Here is a 16,569-nt window from a genome sequence, read left to right as displayed (position 1 = left end):
CGTGGAACTGCACGCCAGCTCTGCCACGCTAAACGGAACGCCCATCATTTAACAGGTGGGGTTCATGGATCGCATACTTTTAAACAGCCTGGCAGGCCTTGTTCGGTTAAGCTGTAGCTCCATCCACCGGGAGCGAAATCATGTCTCACAGCTTGGCCGATATGCGACGCGAGTACACACGTGACGGGCTTACCGAAGAGCAGGCACCGGCTGAGCCGCTGACTCTTTTTCGTCAATGGTTCTCCGATGCGCTGGCAACCGAGCGCTTGCCGGTCGAGCCCAACGCCATGACCTTGGCCACCGTGGATGCGCAAGGTCGACCCCATTGCCGAGTGCTGTTGCTCAAGGGATTGGATGAACGAGGCTTCACCTTCTTCACCAATTACGAGAGTGCCAAGAGTGAGCAACTCAAGGCCCGCCCTTATGCCGCGATGACCTTTTTCTGGCCCGCACTGGAGCGTCAGGTGCGTATCGAAGGCCGCATCGAGCGAGTAAGTGCTGCCGAGTCAGATGCTTACTATCAAATCCGCCCGTTGGGCAGCCGGATTGGTGCGTGGGCCTCGCCACAAAGCCGGCAGATCAGTGGTCGCGAAGAGCTGTTCGAACGGTTGGTGCAGGCTGAGCAACGTTTCAAGGACCAGGCGCCGCCCTGTCCCGAACATTGGGGGGGCTTTCGCCTGCTGCCCGAGCGCATCGAGTTCTGGCAGGGGCGTCCGAGCCGTCTCCATGACCGGCTGAATTATTGCCTGCAGGATGATGGTCAATGGCTGCGCGAGCGTCTGGCCCCCTGATGCCAGTGCGTTGTGTCTGTGAATTCAGTTGCCTTGGTCACTCTGCATAGGTGGCAGCTGCACGTTGTAACCAGTTTTCCAGATCAGTGCGCTTAATTCGCTCGGCGCGTGCTTGCTCGAGTTTCTGCAGCATGAAGGCGCGCTTGCGCGGATCGCCATCGGCCATCGACAAGGCCAGGTCGCGATCGGCCCAGCGCTTGATGCGCACATACAGCCACCAGTGGAAATACAACCCGCTCGCCGTGGCAATGAAGATGATGAAGTAGTCCATAGCTGCTCTTTTGGCCCGAAAAGTGGCTACCCTAACGGAAGCGGTGGACCCTTGGAAGCGTATCGATTTCGCACCTCCGGGAGTCGATGGCGCGCGCCAAGGGTCCTAAGCGAAACATCAACCGGGAGTTTCCATCATGCGTACATCTGTAGTACTGATTGCATCCCTTTCCCTTGCGGGTGCGCTGGGCGGCTGTGCTTCGAACCTGTCTGGGGATACGTACTCGCGCGCTGAAGCGCGCACCGTGCAAACCGTGCGCATGGGCACCATCGAGGCGTTGCGGCCGGTGCAAATCGAAGGCACCAAGACGCCGATCGGTTCAGGTGCGGGCGCCATTGTGGGTGGTATCGCGGGCAGTGGTGTCGGCGGCGGACGTGGCAGCGCAGTCGCGGCGGTGATTGGGGCTGTGGCGGGTGGCATGCTCGGTGGGGCGGCAGAGGAAGGCATTACTCGTACACAGGGCGTTGAAATCACCGTGCGTGAAGACGACGGCAGCGTACGTGCCTACGTTCAGGCCGTTGAGCCGAACCAGGTGTTTCGTGTGGGTCAACGCGTGCGCATCCTGACCGTCAGCGGCACCAGCCGTGTCTCTCCCTGATGGTCACTGCAACGCTGGAGTGAAGCGCGCTCTTTTTCTCTGCAGGCTTGATGCCGGCTGGCCCGAACACAAATGTCGGGCTTGTGTGTGATTTTTTGGCGTCAGCGTCCTTCTCATATGAATCTGTTTCTTGTAATACAGATTTGCATGACTTTTAGTAATAATTAAAAACATGACAGCCGCCCCCGCGCTGTGCATAAATTCTTGGCCGAAAAAGCCGTCTGGACAAAGGCTTACGCCGGCGATCAATTCTGGATGAGCATTTGCTGTCCTGCGCAACGTTTGATGAGAGGTTTTTGATTGATGGTACTAGCGCTGATCATTGCCCTGCCGTTTATCGGGGTCATTCTCCCGATTTTTACGGAGCGGTTGGGGCGTTTGACCTGCGCGTTGACTACGGCATTAGGGCCCTTGTTGGCATTGGTGCTGCTGTTGGGAGAGCGGGGACGCGTATTCGCTGGCGAAACCCTGGTGTTCAACCAGCCCTGGTTGAGTGAGTTGGGCTTCAACCTGAGCCTGCGCCTCGATGGCCTCGGGTTTCTGTTTGCGCTGCTGATTCTGGGCATAGGCCTGTTGGTCATCCTGTATGCCCACTATTACCTGAGTACGCGGGAGGCAGCTGGGCGTTTCTATGCGTTCTTGCTGCTGTTCATGGGCGCGATGCTTGGCGTGGTGCTGGCGGAAAACCTGTTGTTAATGATGGTTTTCTGGGAGCTCACCAGCCTGTCTTCATTCCTGCTGATCGGTTTCTGGAGTCACCGCAGCGATGCTCGCAAGGGCGCGCGCATGTCCCTGGTGATCACGGGTGGCGGTGGCCTGGCATTACTGGCCGGCATTCTTCTGATTGGACATATAGTCGGCAGCTTCGAACTCACCGATGTACTGGCCAGCGGTGAGCTGATCCGTGCACATGCGTTGTATCCGCTGGCATTGATTCTGGTGCTGCTGGGCGTGTTCACCAAGTCGGCACAGTTTCCGTTCCATTTCTGGTTGCCCCAGGCGATGGCTGCCCCAACGCCCGTGTCGGCCTATTTGCACTCGGCGACCATGGTCAAGGCCGGTGTGTTTCTGTTGGCCCGCCTGTATCCGGCGCTGGCCGATTCGGATTGGTGGTTCTATCTGGTCAGCCTGACCGGGCTGACCACCTTGCTGGTGGGTGCCATATTGGCGCTGTTCCAGAATGACCTGAAGGGCCTGCTGGCCTATTCAACCATCAGCCATCTGGGTTTGATCACGCTGCTGTTCGGCCTTGACTCGCCGCTGTCCAACGTCGCGGCGGTGTTCCACATCATCAACCATGCGACCTTCAAGGCGTCGCTGTTCATGGCCGCCGGCATTATTGACCATGAGACCGGTACACGGGATATGCGGCGCATAAACGGCCTGTGGAGGTACATGCCGCACACCGCCGTGCTGGCCATGGTGGCTTCCCTGGCGATGGCCGGCGTGCCGCTGCTCAATGGTTTCCTGAGCAAGGAAATGTTCTTCGGCGAAACCTTGCAGCAAAGCCTGTATGGCAGCTTCAACTGGATGGTGCCGGCCTTGGCGGTGCTGGCCAGTGTGTTCTCGGTGGCGTATTCATTGCGCTTCGTTCACGACGTTTTTTTCAATGGCGCACCCATCGATGTGCCTAAATATCCGCCCCATGAACCACCGCGCTACATGAAAATCCCGGTGGAGATTCTGGTGCTGCTGTGCTTGCTGGTAGGCATGCTGCCGGCTTATACCGTGGCGCCGCTGCTGGCGAGTGCGGCGTCAGCGAGTCTCAATGGCGTGCTGCCCGCTTACAGCCTGGCTATCTGGCATGGCTTCAACGTGCCCTTGGGGATGAGTTTCATAGCGCTGCTCGGCGGTATCCTGGTGTATGTGTTTCGCAAGCCCTTGTTTGCCTGGTATGCGGACATGCCGGAGCTGGATGCCAAGTTGATTTTCGATCGGGCCATGGTGCGCCTGGTCGAAGGCGCCAAATGGCTCACCGGCCACTTGGAAAATGGCTCGCTGCAACGCTACCTGACCTGGATGCTGAGTATGGCATTGCTGATGGCTGTGATCGCCTTGCATCCGCTGGTTGCGCTGCGCGGCACGTTGGCATTGACGCCGCTAGATGGGTTCACCGTGCTGGGTCTGGTGATCCTGGGCTTTTCTGCAGTGATGACTGCGGCGTTCCATCGTCGCCGTCTGGTGGCGCTGATGATCCTCGGTGTGGTTGGCTTAATGGTCGCGCTGGCCTTCGCCCGTTACTCCGCCCCGGATCTGGCGCTGACTCAGCTGTCGGTGGAAGTAGTCAGCATCATCCTGCTGATTCTGGGATTGTTCTTCATGCCCGATGTCACTCCGTCCGAGTCCGGCAGTTTGCGTCGCCTGCGCGACCTGCTGTTGGCCGGCGGCGTCGGTATTCTGGTGGCCATGCTCGCCTTCGCAGTAATGACCCGTCCGTATGACACCATTGCCGGCTTCTTCCTTGAGAACAGCCTCTCAGGAGGTGGCGGAACTAACGTGGTCAATGTCATTCTGGTGGATTTCCGTGGCTTCGATACCTTGGGCGAAATCACTGTGCTGGCGATTGCCGCAGTGGGCATTTATGGCTTGTTGCAAGGCCTGTATCTGCCCCATCAAGAGCGGGACTACGCAGGCCGGCTGTGGTCCACCGACAGCCACCCGATGATTCTCGACAACCTGTCGCGAGCCATCCTGCCGTTGGCCTTACTGGTTTCGGTGTTCATCTTTTTGCGCGGCCACAACTTGCCGGGCGGCGGGTTCATCGCCGGGTTGGTGACCGCCGTGGCGTTGGCGTTGCAATACATTTCCCATGGGGTGATATGGACTCAGGCTCGTCAGCCGATCAGTTATCACCTCCTGGCCGGTCTCGGGATCCTGACTGCTGGATTGACCGGGTTGGGCAGTTGGTTCTTTGGCTACCCGTTCCTGACGTCGGCGTTTGGCCATCCACAGATTCCATTGATCGGCGAGGTGGAGCTGGCAACGGCCTTGCTGTTCGATCTGGGGGTGTATCTGACGGTGGTCGGTTCGACCTTGTTGATCCTGTCCAATATCGGCCATGTCAGTCAGGCCGATTGTGAGGAAGTGCTCTGATGGAAGCGGTTTTCGCTATCACGCTTGGTTTTTTAACGGCCAGCGGGGTCTATCTGTTGCTGCGCGCTCGGGTATTTCCCGTGGTTATGGGCCTCACGCTTATTTCCTATGCGGTCAATTTATTTCTATTTGGCATGGGCCGTCTGGGTACCGGAATACCGGCGGTGTTGGGCAGCGCTTCGGACTATGCCGATCCGCTGCCCCAGGCCCTGGTGTTGACCGCCATTGTCATCGGCTTCGCGATGACCGCATTCGTGCTGGTGCTGGCCCTGCGCGGCATGGGTGAATTGCGCACCGATCATGTCGACGGCGAGGAGCCGCGTCCATGACTCATGCGCTAATCCTGCCGCTAATCCTGCCTTTGCTGTTCGGTAGCCTGCTGCTGGTCACCCATGGTATCAACCGCTCATTCAAGCGCTGCGTATCAATGCTGGCCACTTGGGCACAGATTCCGCTGGCGATATGGCTTGTGTATATGGCGGGCGATGGCCAGTTGCGTATTTATGCCCTGGGCAACTGGGAGCCGCCATTTGGCATCATTCTGCTGCTGGATCGGTTAAGTGCATTGATGCTGTTGCTGTCTGCCGTGCTGGCCAGCTTCGCGCTGCTGTACGCCTGTCGGGGTGATGACCAGCGCGGGCCGAATTTCCACGCGTTGTTCCAGTTTCAGCTGCTGGGCATAAATGGCGCCTTCATGACAGGCGATCTGTTCAACCTGTTCGTATTTTTTGAGATCCTGTTGATCGCCTCGTATGCGTTGCTGATGCATGGCAATGGGGCGGCGCGCGTGCGTGCCGGTATGCATTATGTGGTGCTCAACCTGGTGGGCTCGTCGTTTTTCCTGATCGGCGTGGGCACTTTGTACGGCCTGCTGGGCACACTGAATATGGCGGATCTGGCCCAGCGCGTCGCCAACGCCGATGCCGAGTTGGCACCGCTGCTCTCGGTGGCGGGGCTGTTGCTGCTGGTCGTGTTCGGCCTTAAGGCCGCCATTTTGCCGCTGTACTTCTGGTTGCCGCGAGCGTACGCCGCAGCCACCGCGCCGGTGGCGGCACTGTTTGCGATCATGACCAAGGTAGGTATCTACGTGATCCTGCGCGTTTATACCTTGATCTTTGGCAATGAGGCCGGTGCGGTCGCCGGCCTGGCCAACGATTGGTTGTGGCCGCTGGCGCTGCTGACTCTGGCTGCTGGAGCCTGTGGTGCTCTGGCGGCCCGTTCGTTGCAGGGCGTGGTGGCGTACCTGGTGGTTGTCTCGGTGGGCACCCTGCTGGCCGTCATCACCTTGGGGACGCCTGAAAGCTACGCTGCCGCGCTGTATTACCTGCTGCACAGCACCCTGATATGCGGCGGGCTGTTTTTGCTGGCCGATCTGGTGGCGCGCCAGCGCGGCGAATTTGCCGGTGCGTTGCAGCAAGGGCCCACCCTATACAACGCTGCTGTGCTGGGGGGACTGTTTTTTGCCGGCGCGATTTCCGTGGCTGGGTTGCCGCCATTTGCAGGCTTCTTGGGCAAGGTCATGCTGCTGCGCTCGGCTGGCACCGGTATGGCGGCGCTCCAGTTGTGGTCAGTGGTGCTGGTTGGCAGCCTCGTGACCATCATTGCCCTGAGCCGTGCGGGCAGTACGGTGTTCTGGCGCGGCAGCGGTGAGCCCGCCAGTACCACGCGCTACGATGCGGGGCGCCTGGTGGCCACCCTGGGCTTGATGTTGGCCAGCGTGGCACTGGTGCTAGCGGCCGGGCCACTGCAGCACTATCTGAATGCCACGGCTGCGCAATTGCTGGACTTGGCGCCCTATATGCAGTTGATCGGCGGAGGTACGCCATGACTCGTCACCGCTGGTTGCCCCGTCCGGGGCTGGTGATTTTTCTTGCCCTGATCTGGCTGATGCTGGTCAATTCCGTATCCCTGGGCCAGGTCGTACTCGGCCTGTTTCTGGGCTGGGCGATCGCAGTCCTGTGCAAGGATTTCCTGATTCACATCCCACGGGTGCGCAAACCGCTGAAGTTGTGTTGGTTCACACTGTATGTGCTGTGGGAAATCGTTGTCGCCAATCTGAATGTGGCTCGGCTGGTGCTTGGCCCGCAGCGTAAGTTGAATCCCGCTTTCGTCGAAGTGCCCATGGCCATCCAAGACGAGTTCCTGCTCTCGGTACTGGCCAGCATCATCTCCCTGACGCCTGGCACGGTGTCGGCTGGCCTGACGCCGGACCACAAAATCATCCTGCTGCATGGCATTGATGTTCGCGACAGTCAGGCGCTGATTGCCGAAATCAAGGAGCGCTATGAGGCCCCGTTGATGGAGATTTTCGAATGCTCGCCTACATAATTCCGTTGTGTCTGGCGCTGATCGGCGTGGCACTGGTACTCAACTTGCTGCGCCTGATTATCGGGCCGGACATGCCCGATCGCGTGTTGGCGCTGGATACGTTGTATATCAACGGTTTGGCGCTGCTGGTGCTGTTCGGCATCTGGCTGAAGTCGGACGTGTTCTTCGAGGCTGCGCTCTTGATAGCAGTGGTGGGGTTTGTCAGTACCGTGGCGGTGGGCAAGCATTTATTGCACGGCGACATCATCGACTGAGGCTAATGACATGTCCTTCTGGTTGGAACTCATCATCTGTTTCTTTTTGATCCTCGGCAGCCTGTTCGCTCTGGTAGGCGCGATCGGTCTGTATCGCCTACCGGATTTCTTCACCCGCCTGCACGCACCCACCAAGGCCACTACGCTGGGCGTGGGTGGCATCATCATCGCCTCGGCGATCTTCTTCAGTGGCCAGCGTGAAGGCCTGAGCCTGCATGAACTGCTGATTGCCTTGTTCTTGTTTATCACCGCGCCGGTCAGTGCGCACATGCTGTCCAAGGCGGCCTTGCAGCAGAAGCTGCTGGTGATTCAACGGACCCGCGGCAAGCGTTGGGAAGATGACGGGTATTGATTCTGTCGTGGCGCTGGAGCGACCTGCGTCCACCGTACCATGCGTCTCCCTGCATCACTCCTCGTATGCGCCGCCATGGTAGGCACAGCCGGTAAAGCGTTGCTCTCCCAAGCGTAACTCAGCGTTCAAATGGCGAACGGCGCCGCTCATGTCGTCAACGCAGCGCTGTGGCGTGAGCCACAGGGAAAGCCGCAGGTCATTGGCCTCGCTGGACAGGTGCAAGCGTCCTTCCGGCAGTCGCTCTTCCAGGTAGGGCAGGGCCAGCGGGGCATGATTGGGCCGTGTCAGCACAAGGCCGTGCGGGCTGACATCCAGGCTCCAGAACGGCTCGTTGCCACTGGCGCGCACGCTCAGCATTGGGAAATTCACGTCATTGCAGCCGTGCCCCTCTATCTGCAACCGATAGATCTGGCTGGCCAGGAATTGGCCTGCGCCACCTTGAGGGTCAGCGCCGAGTTGCCCTTTCAGGTCGGCAAATACTGGGCTGCCACTGGCACCGCCCAGCTGGTCAACTTCCTGGGCCAGATCGCCCGCGCCCGTATCGATCAAGCGAAAGCGTCGCTGTTCGTCGCAGGGCTTGAGGAATAGCTGACCCTGTTCGACACTGAGTTCACCTTGCAAGCGCACATCTACGGGCGGGTTGGCCGGTTGGCCGGTGTAAACCTGGCAGCCAACCAAGAGTAGAAGCAGCGGGGCGGTTGAATACGTGCGAAGGAAGGGCATGGCGGCGGGCTCGGGGGCAAGGATTCGCGCCACGGTACTCAGCCGACAGGTCTCATACAAGGGGATAGCCCATGATTCAGTGCAAGCGAGTCTACGCAGCGGCGGTCGAAGCCGATGGATATCGAGTGCTGATTGATCGCCTATGGCCTCGGGGCATCAAAAAAGAAGCGCTGCGGTTAGATGCCTGGCTTAAGGACGTTGCGCCAAGCACCGCGCTGCGCCAGGCGTTCGACCACGACCCGGCACAGTTTCCCGAGTTCGAGCGCCGATACCGGGCAGAGCTTGCTGCCCACCCGGAACACTGGTGGACGTTGTTGGAGCAAGCCCGTTCAGGGCACCTGACACTGCTCTTCGCAGCCAAGGACGAGGCGCACAACAATGCGCAGGTATTAGCCGGGTTTCTCGAAGATGAACTGGAGCGCCAGGGGCCGAGCAGCTCGCCACCCTGCTATGCCCACGAAGAAACACGCTGATCACGACGTTGTGGTTCGCAACGACGCTAATCGGCAATCAGTCCGCAGTGTGCGGCAGACTGTGTAGGAACTTACCCAGATCGGGCGCGCCGGCCAGGCGCAACCCTTCGCCCAGGGCATTGGACAGGGCATTGTCGCGGGGCAGCAACAGGGTTTCGGGAGCAGTGGCCGTGCGTTGCAATGACAGCCGCGAGTAAGGAAGTCGGCTGTTCAGCAGCAAGCCCATGAAGGCGGGATCGCTCCAGCTTTGCACGGGCATCACCACCATGTGGAACCTAGCCTGCAAATCGGCAAGAGCTGCGCCATTCAAGCGGTAACGGGCCACCTCGGCGGGCAGAGTAATCTGTAAACCGCGCAGGCGGGCATAGGCGACGGCGCTGGCAAACGCTTCGCTGTGTAGCTCACCCGCCCAGAACAGGCGCGGACCCAGCCAGTCGGCCTGGCGCAGGGCCAACGGTTTGCCGCGCTCGAAGTCAGGAAGGGCCAGGCCGATGACCTTGAGGAAATCCTTGTAGCTGATGATGCGCAGGCTGCGGCAATCCGGTGTGTTGGCCAGATCATCCAGATGCAGATGTGCAGTCTGCTCGCCGGGGGCGCTGATCAAGCCGTCAACTTGACGCAGATCGAGTGCGTCGAGCTGATCGAGTTCAATCTCAACCAGGCGTGCCAAGACCGCATGTGCCGCAGCTTTATCTTCCTGGACCGGACCGGAAAGCGCGCTGCGCGGCAAGTCCACCAGGCGATCCAGGGGTGGCCCGAGTTGCCACCAGATGCTGGCAGACGGCGGTTGCAAGGGCTGAAAAGGCAGCCTGAGATGGCTGGCGTGCTCGCGCAACTGCCGGGCTTCTCGCCTGCCCAGCCCCCATTGCCCCGCCAGAGTAGTCAGGCGAGTGGCGAGGCTGGAGGGTGGCAGGGAGGAAGACATGAACAACAGGCTCCAGGGCAATCAGGGCAGAGTCATAAAATGTGACATTGGACAGGATCATCTGTCGACTGCAACAAAAGATATCGACGCGTCTGTCGGCCGTCACTGACGAAGGCCGTAACGCGGAGACCGATCGGCAAGGCGCTGGCTGCACGGCGGATTATGGCAAACTTGCCTGCTTTTATTGCCAAGGAGCGCTCCATGCCCAGTCTGGTGCTCGATATCCGTTTAACGGCCGAACAGTTTCTGGCGTACTACCAAGGGCACGTCAAACGGGTTCTCGCCACCAGCCGCGACGGCCGCAAGGTAAGCCTGCCGGCCCATCATTTGCGACCTTTTCTGACTCACAGCGGGGTGGAAGGTTCCTTTGTGCTGGAGTTCAGCGTCAAGGGCGAATTGTTAAGCCTGCGCCGTCTGGCTTGACCGGGTTATACTCGCCGTCCCATTTTTCATCGAAGTTCCCCCCATGTACACCCTGGCCCGCGATCTTTTATTCAAGCTGTCTCCGGAAACCTCCCATGAGTTATCCCTTGACCTGATCGGTGCTGGCGGACGCCTGGGCCTCAATCGCCTGGTGTGCAAGCAGCCCAGCGCGTTGCCAGTGAAGATCATGGGGCTGGAATTTGCCAATCCAGTTGGCCTGGCTGCAGGCCTGGACAAAAATGGCGACGCCATTGATGGCTTGAGCCAGTTGGGCTTTGGCTTTATCGAGATCGGCACCGTGACGCCGCGTCCCCAACCTGGCAATCCCAAGCCGCGCCTGTTCCGCTTGCCGGAAGCCGAAGCAATCATCAATCGCATGGGTTTCAACAACCATGGCGTTGATCATTTACTGGCGCGGGTCGAAGCTATGCATTACCGGGGCGTGCTGGGCATCAACATCGGCAAGAATTTCGATACTCCGGTGGAGCGCGCCGTGGATGATTACCTGATCTGTCTGGCCAAGGTCTACCCACACGCCAGCTATGTCACGGTCAACGTCAGTTCGCCGAATACGCCCGGCCTGCGCAGCCTGCAGTTCGGCGATTCGCTCAAGCAACTGCTCGAGGCCCTGCGCTTGCGTCAGGAAGACCTTGCGCAGCTGTATGGCAAGCGTGTGCCGCTGGCCATCAAGATCGCGCCAGATATGAGCGATGAAGAAACCGTGCAAGTAGCGCACGCGTTGGTCGACGCGGGTATGGATGCGGTTATTGCCACCAACACCACCCTTGGCCGCGCTGGAGTGGAAGGGTTGCAGTTTGGCGATGAAGCGGGCGGTCTGTCCGGTGCACCCGTGCGCGACAAGAGCACGCACACCGTCAAGGTGTTGGCGAGCGAACTGGCTGGTCGTCTGCCGATCATTGCCGTGGGGGGCATCACCGAGGGGCGCGATGCAGCGGAAAAAATCGCTGCCGGGGCAAGCCTCGTGCAACTTTATTCAGGATTCATCTACAAGGGGCCGGCGCTGATCCGCGAGGCGGTGGATGCCATCGCGGCATTGCCCAAGGGCGCCCGCTAACAGCGGATCAGGATGGGAAGGGGCTCCCGAAGGAGCCCCAGGGCTTGCGCCCAGCGCCCGGGTGGGGCGCTCTGGAAAAATCAATTGGGCTGGGGTGTCAGCCGACCGCGTTAAGTTGATTCAAGCGGTGAATACCGGCGGTGCCGGTGAATCCGTCCCATTGGTCGCCACGACCTTCGCGCCAGCCATTGATCCAGGCTTGACGTGTGGAGGGAAGGGTAAAAGGACACAGGTCGCGGGATTTGCCATGTATGCCATGCTGATAACCGCGCAGAAAGGCTCGTTCCATCGGATCACGTTTAAGTCGTCTCATCGGGTATTGCCCTCACTCGTTGACTGTGATGTCCATACGCCTCATGGCGAGGCTGTGCAGCTTTTTAGCTGCGTCGAGGTCCGTTGCCGGCGTAACCGACCTCAAGGCAAGCGACATTGCATCGTTGCCTTGGTTGATGTTCTAACCAAAGCCTTGAGGCCTGTGAATGATCGATTAGGCATAACGACCCAGTGATTTGCTGGATGCGCACATAAGCCGGGTTCGCTTGCGGCCGATCCTTTCCGGCAAAGCTGCGTGGCTGACGGCCAAGGAGCGGCACGGCTCATGACAATGTAGCTCTCAGGCCCCGACACGTTTTCCGACGTAGGGTGGGCTGAATAATTGTTTCAATTTCTTACAGCCTCGAAAGCGAGGCTTTTCGCGCCTTAAGGCCTTGGATAGTCGACATGTCGGACCGCTACGAACTATATCTCACCTGCCCGAAGAGCCTCGAAGGCTTGCTCCTGGATGAAGCGCGCGGGCTTGGCCTGGAGGAGGCGCGTGAGCACACCGCCGCTGTGCACGGGGTGGCGGAGCTGGAAACCGCTTACCGCCTGTGCTTGTGGTCGCGCCTGGCCAACCGCGTTTTGCTGGTACTGGCGCGTTTTCCCGTGCAGAACGCCGAGGAAATGTACCAAGGCGTGCATGCCGTGGACTGGAGTGAGCATTTATCGCCTACCGGCAGCCTGGCCGTTGAATTCAGCGGCCGTGGCGCCGGCATCGACAACACCCATTTCGGTGCCCTGAAGGTCAAGGATGCGATTGTCGACCGTCTGCGCACCGCCACTGGCGAGCGTCCCTCGGTGGACAAGTTCAGCCCTGACATTCGAGTGCACCTGCGGCTGGACAAGGGCGAGGCGATACTCTCCTTGGACCTGTCCGGGCACAGCCTGCATCAGCGCGGCTACCGCCTGCAGCAGGGTGCCGCGCCGCTCAAGGAAAACCTTGCCGCCGCGATTCTGATCCGTGCCGGCTGGCCGCGCATCGCCGCCGGCGGCGGGGCACTGGCCGACCCTATGTGCGGGGTTGGTACGTTCCTGGTCGAGGCCGGCATGATGGCCGCCGATCTTGCGCCGAACCTTAAGCGCGAACACTGGGGCTTCTCCAATTGGCTGGGCCATGTGCCGGCGCTGTGGAACCGCTTGCACGCCGAGGCCGAGGAGCGTGCACGCATCGGCCTGAGCAAGCCGCCGTTGTGGATTCGTGGCTATGAAGCCGATCCGCGGCTGATCCAGCCGGGGCGCAACAACATCGAGCGCGCGGGGCTGGGTAACTGGATTCGTATTTACCAGGGCGAACTCGCCACTTTCGAGCCGCGCCCGGACCAGAACCAGACCGGCCTGGTGGTGTGCAACCCGCCCTATGGCGAGCGCCTGGGCGACGAAGCGAGCCTGTTGTACCTCTACCAGAATCTTGGCGAGCGCCTGCGTCAGGCGTGCCTGAACTGGGACGCGGCGATCTTCACCGGCGCGCCCGAGCTGGGCAAGCGCATGGGCATTCGCAGCCACAAACAGTACGCCTTCTGGAACGGTGCGCTGCCCTGCAAGCTGTTGCTGATCAACGTCAAGCCGGACCAGTTCGTCACGGGCGAGCGACGCAGCAGTGCCGAGCGGGCTGAACGAGCAGAGCGCATCGAAGCGGGCGAAGCAGCCCCTGTGACCCATGAAGCGGCGCGCCTCTCCGAAGGCGGGCAGATGTTCGCCAACCGCTTGCAGAAAAACCTCAAACAGCTCGGCAAATGGGCCAAGAAAGCCGGCGTCGAGTGCTATCGCTTGTACGACGCTGACATGCCGGAATATGCCCTGGCCGTGGACCTGTATGGCGACTGGGTGCATGTGCAGGAATACGCCCCGCCACGCTCCATTGACCCGGACAAGGCGCAGGCCCGCCTGCTCGATGCCCTGGCCGCGATTCCGGTAGCGCTAGGCATTGCCGCCGACAAGGTGATGATCAAGCGCCGCGAGCGGCAGACCGGCACGCGTCAGTACGAGCGGCACGCGACCCAGGGCGAGTTTTTGCAGGTCAACGAGGGCGGCGTCAAGCTGCTGGTCAACCTCACGGATTATCTGGATACCGGGTTGTTTCTGGATCATCGTCCGCTGCGCTTGCGCCTGCAGCAGGAAGCCGCCGGTAAGCGCTTCCTCAACCTGTTCTGCTACACCGCCACAGCCACCGTGCACGCGGCCAAGGGCGGCGCGCGCAGCACCACCAGCGTGGATTTGTCCAAAACCTACCTGGACTGGGCACGGCGCAACCTGTCGCTGAACGGTTATTCGGACAAGCACCGCCTGGAGCAGGGCGATGTGATGGCCTGGCTGGCCGAGGATCGCGGCGAGTACGAACTGATTTTCATCGACCCGCCGACCTTCTCCAACTCCAAGCGCATGGAAGGCGTGTTCGATGTACAGCGCGACCACGTGCAATTGATCGACCTGGCCATGGCCCGTCTGGCGCCTGGCGGCGTGCTGTATTTCTCCAACAACTTCCGCAAGTTTCAGCTCGACGAAAGCCTGCCGGCGCGGTATCAGGTGGAGGACATCAGCACCGACACAATCGATCCGGACTTCGCCCGCAATCCACGAATCCACAAGGCATGGCGGATTACGTTGCGCTGATTCCGACTCAGGCGTAAGCCGCCTTTGCGGTGGCTTGGCCGGAGCACGCGGTTGTGTCTGCAAACACAACTTCGGCCCAAACCCGGCCCCCACGCGGGGATGGACTTCGGGCCGGTTTCTGTATGGGAACCGTACCTCACAACCAATGTAGGGTTCTGTGATTAGATGGCGCAATGCCATCTTGATCGCTATCAAGGGCAAAGCCAGGCCCGGCGCGTACCTTGCCTCGCAATTCTGAATATTGTTAGCGTGCTTGCTTTCCCTTGGCCGGCAGTTGGCAATTCATTGTGAGCCTGCGCTATGAAAAGACTGTTTTGGCCTGCCGAAGCATTGATGAATCGTTTGAACTATCCACTCAAGTTCGGGGTGGTTGGCTTGCTGGTGCTGATGGCTTTTGCAGCTCTGATGCTGACCATCACCGAGCAGTTCACGGCCACCATCAATCGTTCGCAGAGCGAATTGATCGCCTTGGATTTGTCTCGACCGCTGTCCACTGTGGTGGAACTGACACAACAACATCGTGGGCTTTCCGCTCGGGTGCTGGGTGGCGATGATGGGGTAGTGGAACAGCGCCGCACGCGGGAAAAAGAAGTGGACGCCGCTCTGGAAACACTCACTGCCGCGCTGGATGACTATCTGCTTGGACAGCATCAGTGGCAGAGCCTCAAAACGGCTTGGCTGACAATCAAACGCGAAGGGTCAGGCTGGAGCAGAGAGCGGAATTACGAAGCCCATACCACGCTGATCGACAACCTGCTGCGCTTTCAAACGCTGTTTGCCGATGCGTACGGATTGACCTTCGATCCCGAGCCGGAAACCTACTACCTGATGACGGTGGCGGTGAATCGCCTACCGTATCTTTTGGAGCGCCTGGGGCGGTTGCGCGCCCTTGGTTCGGGAGTCCTGGCGCAGAGGCAGATAGAGGATCGCGAGCGCAGCGCACTGATTGTCCTGTCCGAAGAAATCAAGGCGGCCATGCGCAGCATGGAAGACAGCATTGCCAAAGTGGTTAGCCTGCATCCAGAGCTGAAAGAGCAGCTGGAGCGGGCCATGGCGATCCTGCAGGCAAGAAATGACGCTATCGGGGCTGTGGTCGAGGAGGTGGTGTACGAGGGGGATTTTGAAGGTGCCTCGGCTGATCGCTTCTTTGCAATGACCACCGAGGCAATCGGCATCGGCTATGAGCAGATGTACAGCGTGTTCTTGCCCGAACTCGACGCGCTGCTCAAGCAGCGTATCGCCGACGCCGAGCATGAGTATTACCTGAACCTGGCGATATTCCTTTTACTCCTGTCGATTGTTGGTTACCTGTCGGTGGGTGCCTGGTTGGCGGTGCTGGGCAGTATCCACGCGCTGCGACTGGGCAGTACGCAGTTGGCCTCTGGGGATCTCACGGCGCGCATCGACCTGAAGGCGCGGGATGAGTTGCGTGTTGTGGCCGGCAGTTTCAACGAAATGGCCGAGACCATGGGTAACCTGATCGCTCGCATCAAGGGTAACTCCGACCAGGTGGCGGATTCCGCCCACACGCTGGCCGCTGCCACCGGGCAGATTCGTGTCGCCTCACAGAATCAGAGTGATGCCGCATCGAGCATGGCTGCGGCGGTCGAGCAGATGACCGTGGGCATCGAACAGATTGCCCACAATGCCGGAAAAGCCGATTCGTTGGCCAATCGCTCCGGTGAGCTGTCGCGCGAAGGGGGCAAGCTAGTCGGCGCGGTGGTCGAGGACATCAGCGAGATCGCCCAGTCGGTGTCCAACTCGGCGCGTAGTGTCGCAGAGCTGGGTGAGCGTTCGGAACAGATTGGCACCATCGTGGCGGTGATCAGCGGTATCGCGGCGCAGACCAATCTGCTCGCTTTGAACGCTGCCATCGAGGCCGCGCGGGCTGGTGAGCAGGGACGTGGGTTTGCCGTGGTGGCGGATGAGGTGCGCAAGCTGGCCGAGCGCACGGCCAACTCCACCGAGGAGATCGGTGCGATGGTCAAGGCTATTCAGGAAGGCACTCAAGCGGCTGTGAAAGGTATGGAGCAAGGCGTGCTGCGGGTCAATGAAGGTGTGATGCGGGCACGGCAAACCGGCGAGGCGATGGATGAGATCTACACCGCCGCCAATCAGGTGATGTCCACGGTCGTGGAGATTTCCAGCGCTTTGCGCGAACAAAGCGCCGCTTCGGCCGAAATTGCCGAGCAGGTCAGCATGATTGCGCGCATGGCCGAGGAGAACGATGAGGCGGTTGGCAGCAATCACCAGACCGCCAGTCGATTGGGCGATCTGGCCGATACGCTGCGGCAGAATGTCAGCCGCTTCAAGGCAAGCTAACAGGCGAAGGGGA

The 16,569-nt window shown here is 60.1% G+C and carries 17 protein-coding genes and 1 pseudogene; 14 read left to right on the top strand and 4 right to left on the bottom strand.

What is annotated here, in order from left to right; translation table 11 throughout:
- Window positions 1–140: 140 nt before the first annotated feature.
- On the top strand, window positions 141–791 hold the full coding sequence (pdxH, locus tag H9642_RS15670; protein WP_251837401.1) for a pyridoxamine 5'-phosphate oxidase: 651 nt from the start codon (window positions 141–143) through the stop codon (window positions 789–791).
- A 37-nt stretch (window positions 792–828) separates the two neighbouring features.
- Here pdxH and H9642_RS15665 read toward each other — a convergent pair whose 3' ends face one another.
- The gene (locus H9642_RS15665) at window positions 829–1,062 is read right to left on the bottom strand and encodes a hypothetical protein (protein ID WP_251837400.1); all 234 of its coding nucleotides are present in this window, start codon (window positions 1,060–1,062) and stop codon (window positions 829–831) included.
- A gap of 136 nt (window positions 1,063–1,198) precedes the next feature.
- On the opposite strand from H9642_RS15665, the gene H9642_RS15660 reads away from it, so the two are divergent.
- From H9642_RS15660 to H9642_RS15630, 7 genes are all read left to right on the top strand, one after another.
- Window positions 1,199–1,660: an outer membrane lipoprotein gene (locus H9642_RS15660; protein ID WP_251837399.1), complete on the top strand. Its 462-nt coding sequence runs from the start codon at window positions 1,199–1,201 to the stop codon at window positions 1,658–1,660.
- Between the two features lie 303 nt (window positions 1,661–1,963).
- Complete coding sequence (locus H9642_RS15655; protein ID WP_251837398.1) at window positions 1,964–4,753, top strand: monovalent cation/H+ antiporter subunit A; 2,790 nt, start codon at window positions 1,964–1,966, stop codon at window positions 4,751–4,753.
- Entirely contained in the window at window positions 4,753–5,082 is a 330-nt protein-coding gene (locus tag H9642_RS15650; RefSeq protein WP_251837397.1) for a Na+/H+ antiporter subunit C, read from the top strand. Before H9642_RS15655 ends, H9642_RS15650 begins: the two co-directional genes overlap by 1 nt.
- A complete protein-coding gene (locus tag H9642_RS15645; RefSeq protein ID WP_251837396.1) occupies window positions 5,079–6,581 on the top strand; it encodes a monovalent cation/H+ antiporter subunit D in 1,503 nt (500 codons plus the stop codon). Before H9642_RS15650 ends, H9642_RS15645 begins: the two co-directional genes overlap by 4 nt.
- On the top strand, window positions 6,578–7,081 hold the full coding sequence (locus H9642_RS15640; RefSeq protein WP_251837395.1) for a Na+/H+ antiporter subunit E: 504 nt from the start codon (window positions 6,578–6,580) through the stop codon (window positions 7,079–7,081). The genes H9642_RS15645 and H9642_RS15640 overlap by 4 nt, the downstream gene beginning before the upstream one ends.
- Complete coding sequence (locus tag H9642_RS15635; protein ID WP_251837394.1) at window positions 7,066–7,335, top strand: K+/H+ antiporter subunit F; 270 nt, start codon at window positions 7,066–7,068, stop codon at window positions 7,333–7,335. The genes H9642_RS15640 and H9642_RS15635 overlap by 16 nt, the downstream gene beginning before the upstream one ends.
- A 10-nt stretch (window positions 7,336–7,345) precedes the next feature.
- The gene (locus tag H9642_RS15630; protein WP_251837393.1) at window positions 7,346–7,687 is read left to right on the top strand and encodes a Na+/H+ antiporter subunit G; all 342 of its coding nucleotides are present in this window, start codon (window positions 7,346–7,348) and stop codon (window positions 7,685–7,687) included.
- A 54-nt stretch (window positions 7,688–7,741) separates the two neighbouring features.
- Here H9642_RS15630 and H9642_RS15625 read toward each other — a convergent pair whose 3' ends face one another.
- The gene (locus tag H9642_RS15625) at window positions 7,742–8,410 is read right to left on the bottom strand and encodes a COG3650 family protein (protein ID WP_251837392.1); all 669 of its coding nucleotides are present in this window, start codon (window positions 8,408–8,410) and stop codon (window positions 7,742–7,744) included.
- Between the two features lie 71 nt (window positions 8,411–8,481).
- On the opposite strand from H9642_RS15625, the gene H9642_RS15620 reads away from it, so the two are divergent.
- Complete coding sequence (locus tag H9642_RS15620) at window positions 8,482–8,883, top strand: DUF488 domain-containing protein (RefSeq protein ID WP_251837391.1); 402 nt, start codon at window positions 8,482–8,484, stop codon at window positions 8,881–8,883.
- Window positions 8,884–8,920: 37 nt separating this feature from the next.
- Here the strand turns inward: H9642_RS15620 and H9642_RS15615 are convergent, their stop codons facing one another.
- Window positions 8,921–9,808, bottom strand: coding sequence for a DUF6685 family protein (locus H9642_RS15615; RefSeq protein WP_251837390.1), 888 nt, complete (start codon window positions 9,806–9,808; stop codon window positions 8,921–8,923).
- Between the two features lie 201 nt (window positions 9,809–10,009).
- Here H9642_RS15615 and H9642_RS15610 point away from each other — a divergent pair, with 201 nt between their 5' ends.
- Together H9642_RS15610 and H9642_RS15605 are read left to right on the top strand one after the other, a co-directional pair.
- Window positions 10,010–10,231 (top strand): DUF2835 domain-containing protein, encoded by a 222-nt coding sequence (locus H9642_RS15610; protein ID WP_251837389.1) that lies wholly within the window; start codon window positions 10,010–10,012, stop codon window positions 10,229–10,231.
- Window positions 10,232–10,274: 43 nt separating this feature from the next.
- Complete coding sequence (locus tag H9642_RS15605) at window positions 10,275–11,306, top strand: quinone-dependent dihydroorotate dehydrogenase (protein ID WP_251837388.1); 1,032 nt, start codon at window positions 10,275–10,277, stop codon at window positions 11,304–11,306.
- A 97-nt stretch (window positions 11,307–11,403) separates the two neighbouring features.
- Here H9642_RS15605 and rmf read toward each other — a convergent pair whose 3' ends face one another.
- A complete protein-coding gene (gene rmf / locus H9642_RS15600; RefSeq protein ID WP_251837387.1) occupies window positions 11,404–11,619 on the bottom strand; it encodes a ribosome modulation factor in 216 nt (71 codons plus the stop codon).
- 407 nt (window positions 11,620–12,026) lie between these two features.
- On the opposite strand from rmf, the gene rlmKL reads away from it, so the two are divergent.
- The 3 genes and pseudogenes from rlmKL (at window position 12,027) to H9642_RS18545 (ending at window position 16,556) form a co-directional block, all read left to right on the top strand.
- Window positions 12,027–14,234: a bifunctional 23S rRNA (guanine(2069)-N(7))-methyltransferase RlmK/23S rRNA (guanine(2445)-N(2))-methyltransferase RlmL gene (gene rlmKL / locus H9642_RS15595; RefSeq protein ID WP_251837386.1), complete on the top strand. Its 2,208-nt coding sequence runs from the start codon at window positions 12,027–12,029 to the stop codon at window positions 14,232–14,234.
- Between the two features lie 300 nt (window positions 14,235–14,534).
- Window positions 14,535–15,689, top strand: a pseudogene (locus H9642_RS18550) (HAMP domain-containing protein); the annotation flags it as partial.
- Window positions 15,690–16,556 (top strand): methyl-accepting chemotaxis protein, encoded by an 867-nt coding sequence (locus tag H9642_RS18545; RefSeq protein ID WP_433962717.1) that lies wholly within the window; start codon window positions 15,690–15,692, stop codon window positions 16,554–16,556.
- Window positions 16,557–16,569: the final 13 nt, after the last annotated feature.

It is taken from the genome of Serpens gallinarum, assembly GCF_014836765.1.
GTDB lineage: Bacteria > Pseudomonadota > Gammaproteobacteria > Pseudomonadales > Pseudomonadaceae > Serpens > Serpens gallinarum.
Note: the sequence above shows the minus strand (reverse complement) of the source record. Positions and strands in the feature narration are given on the sequence as shown.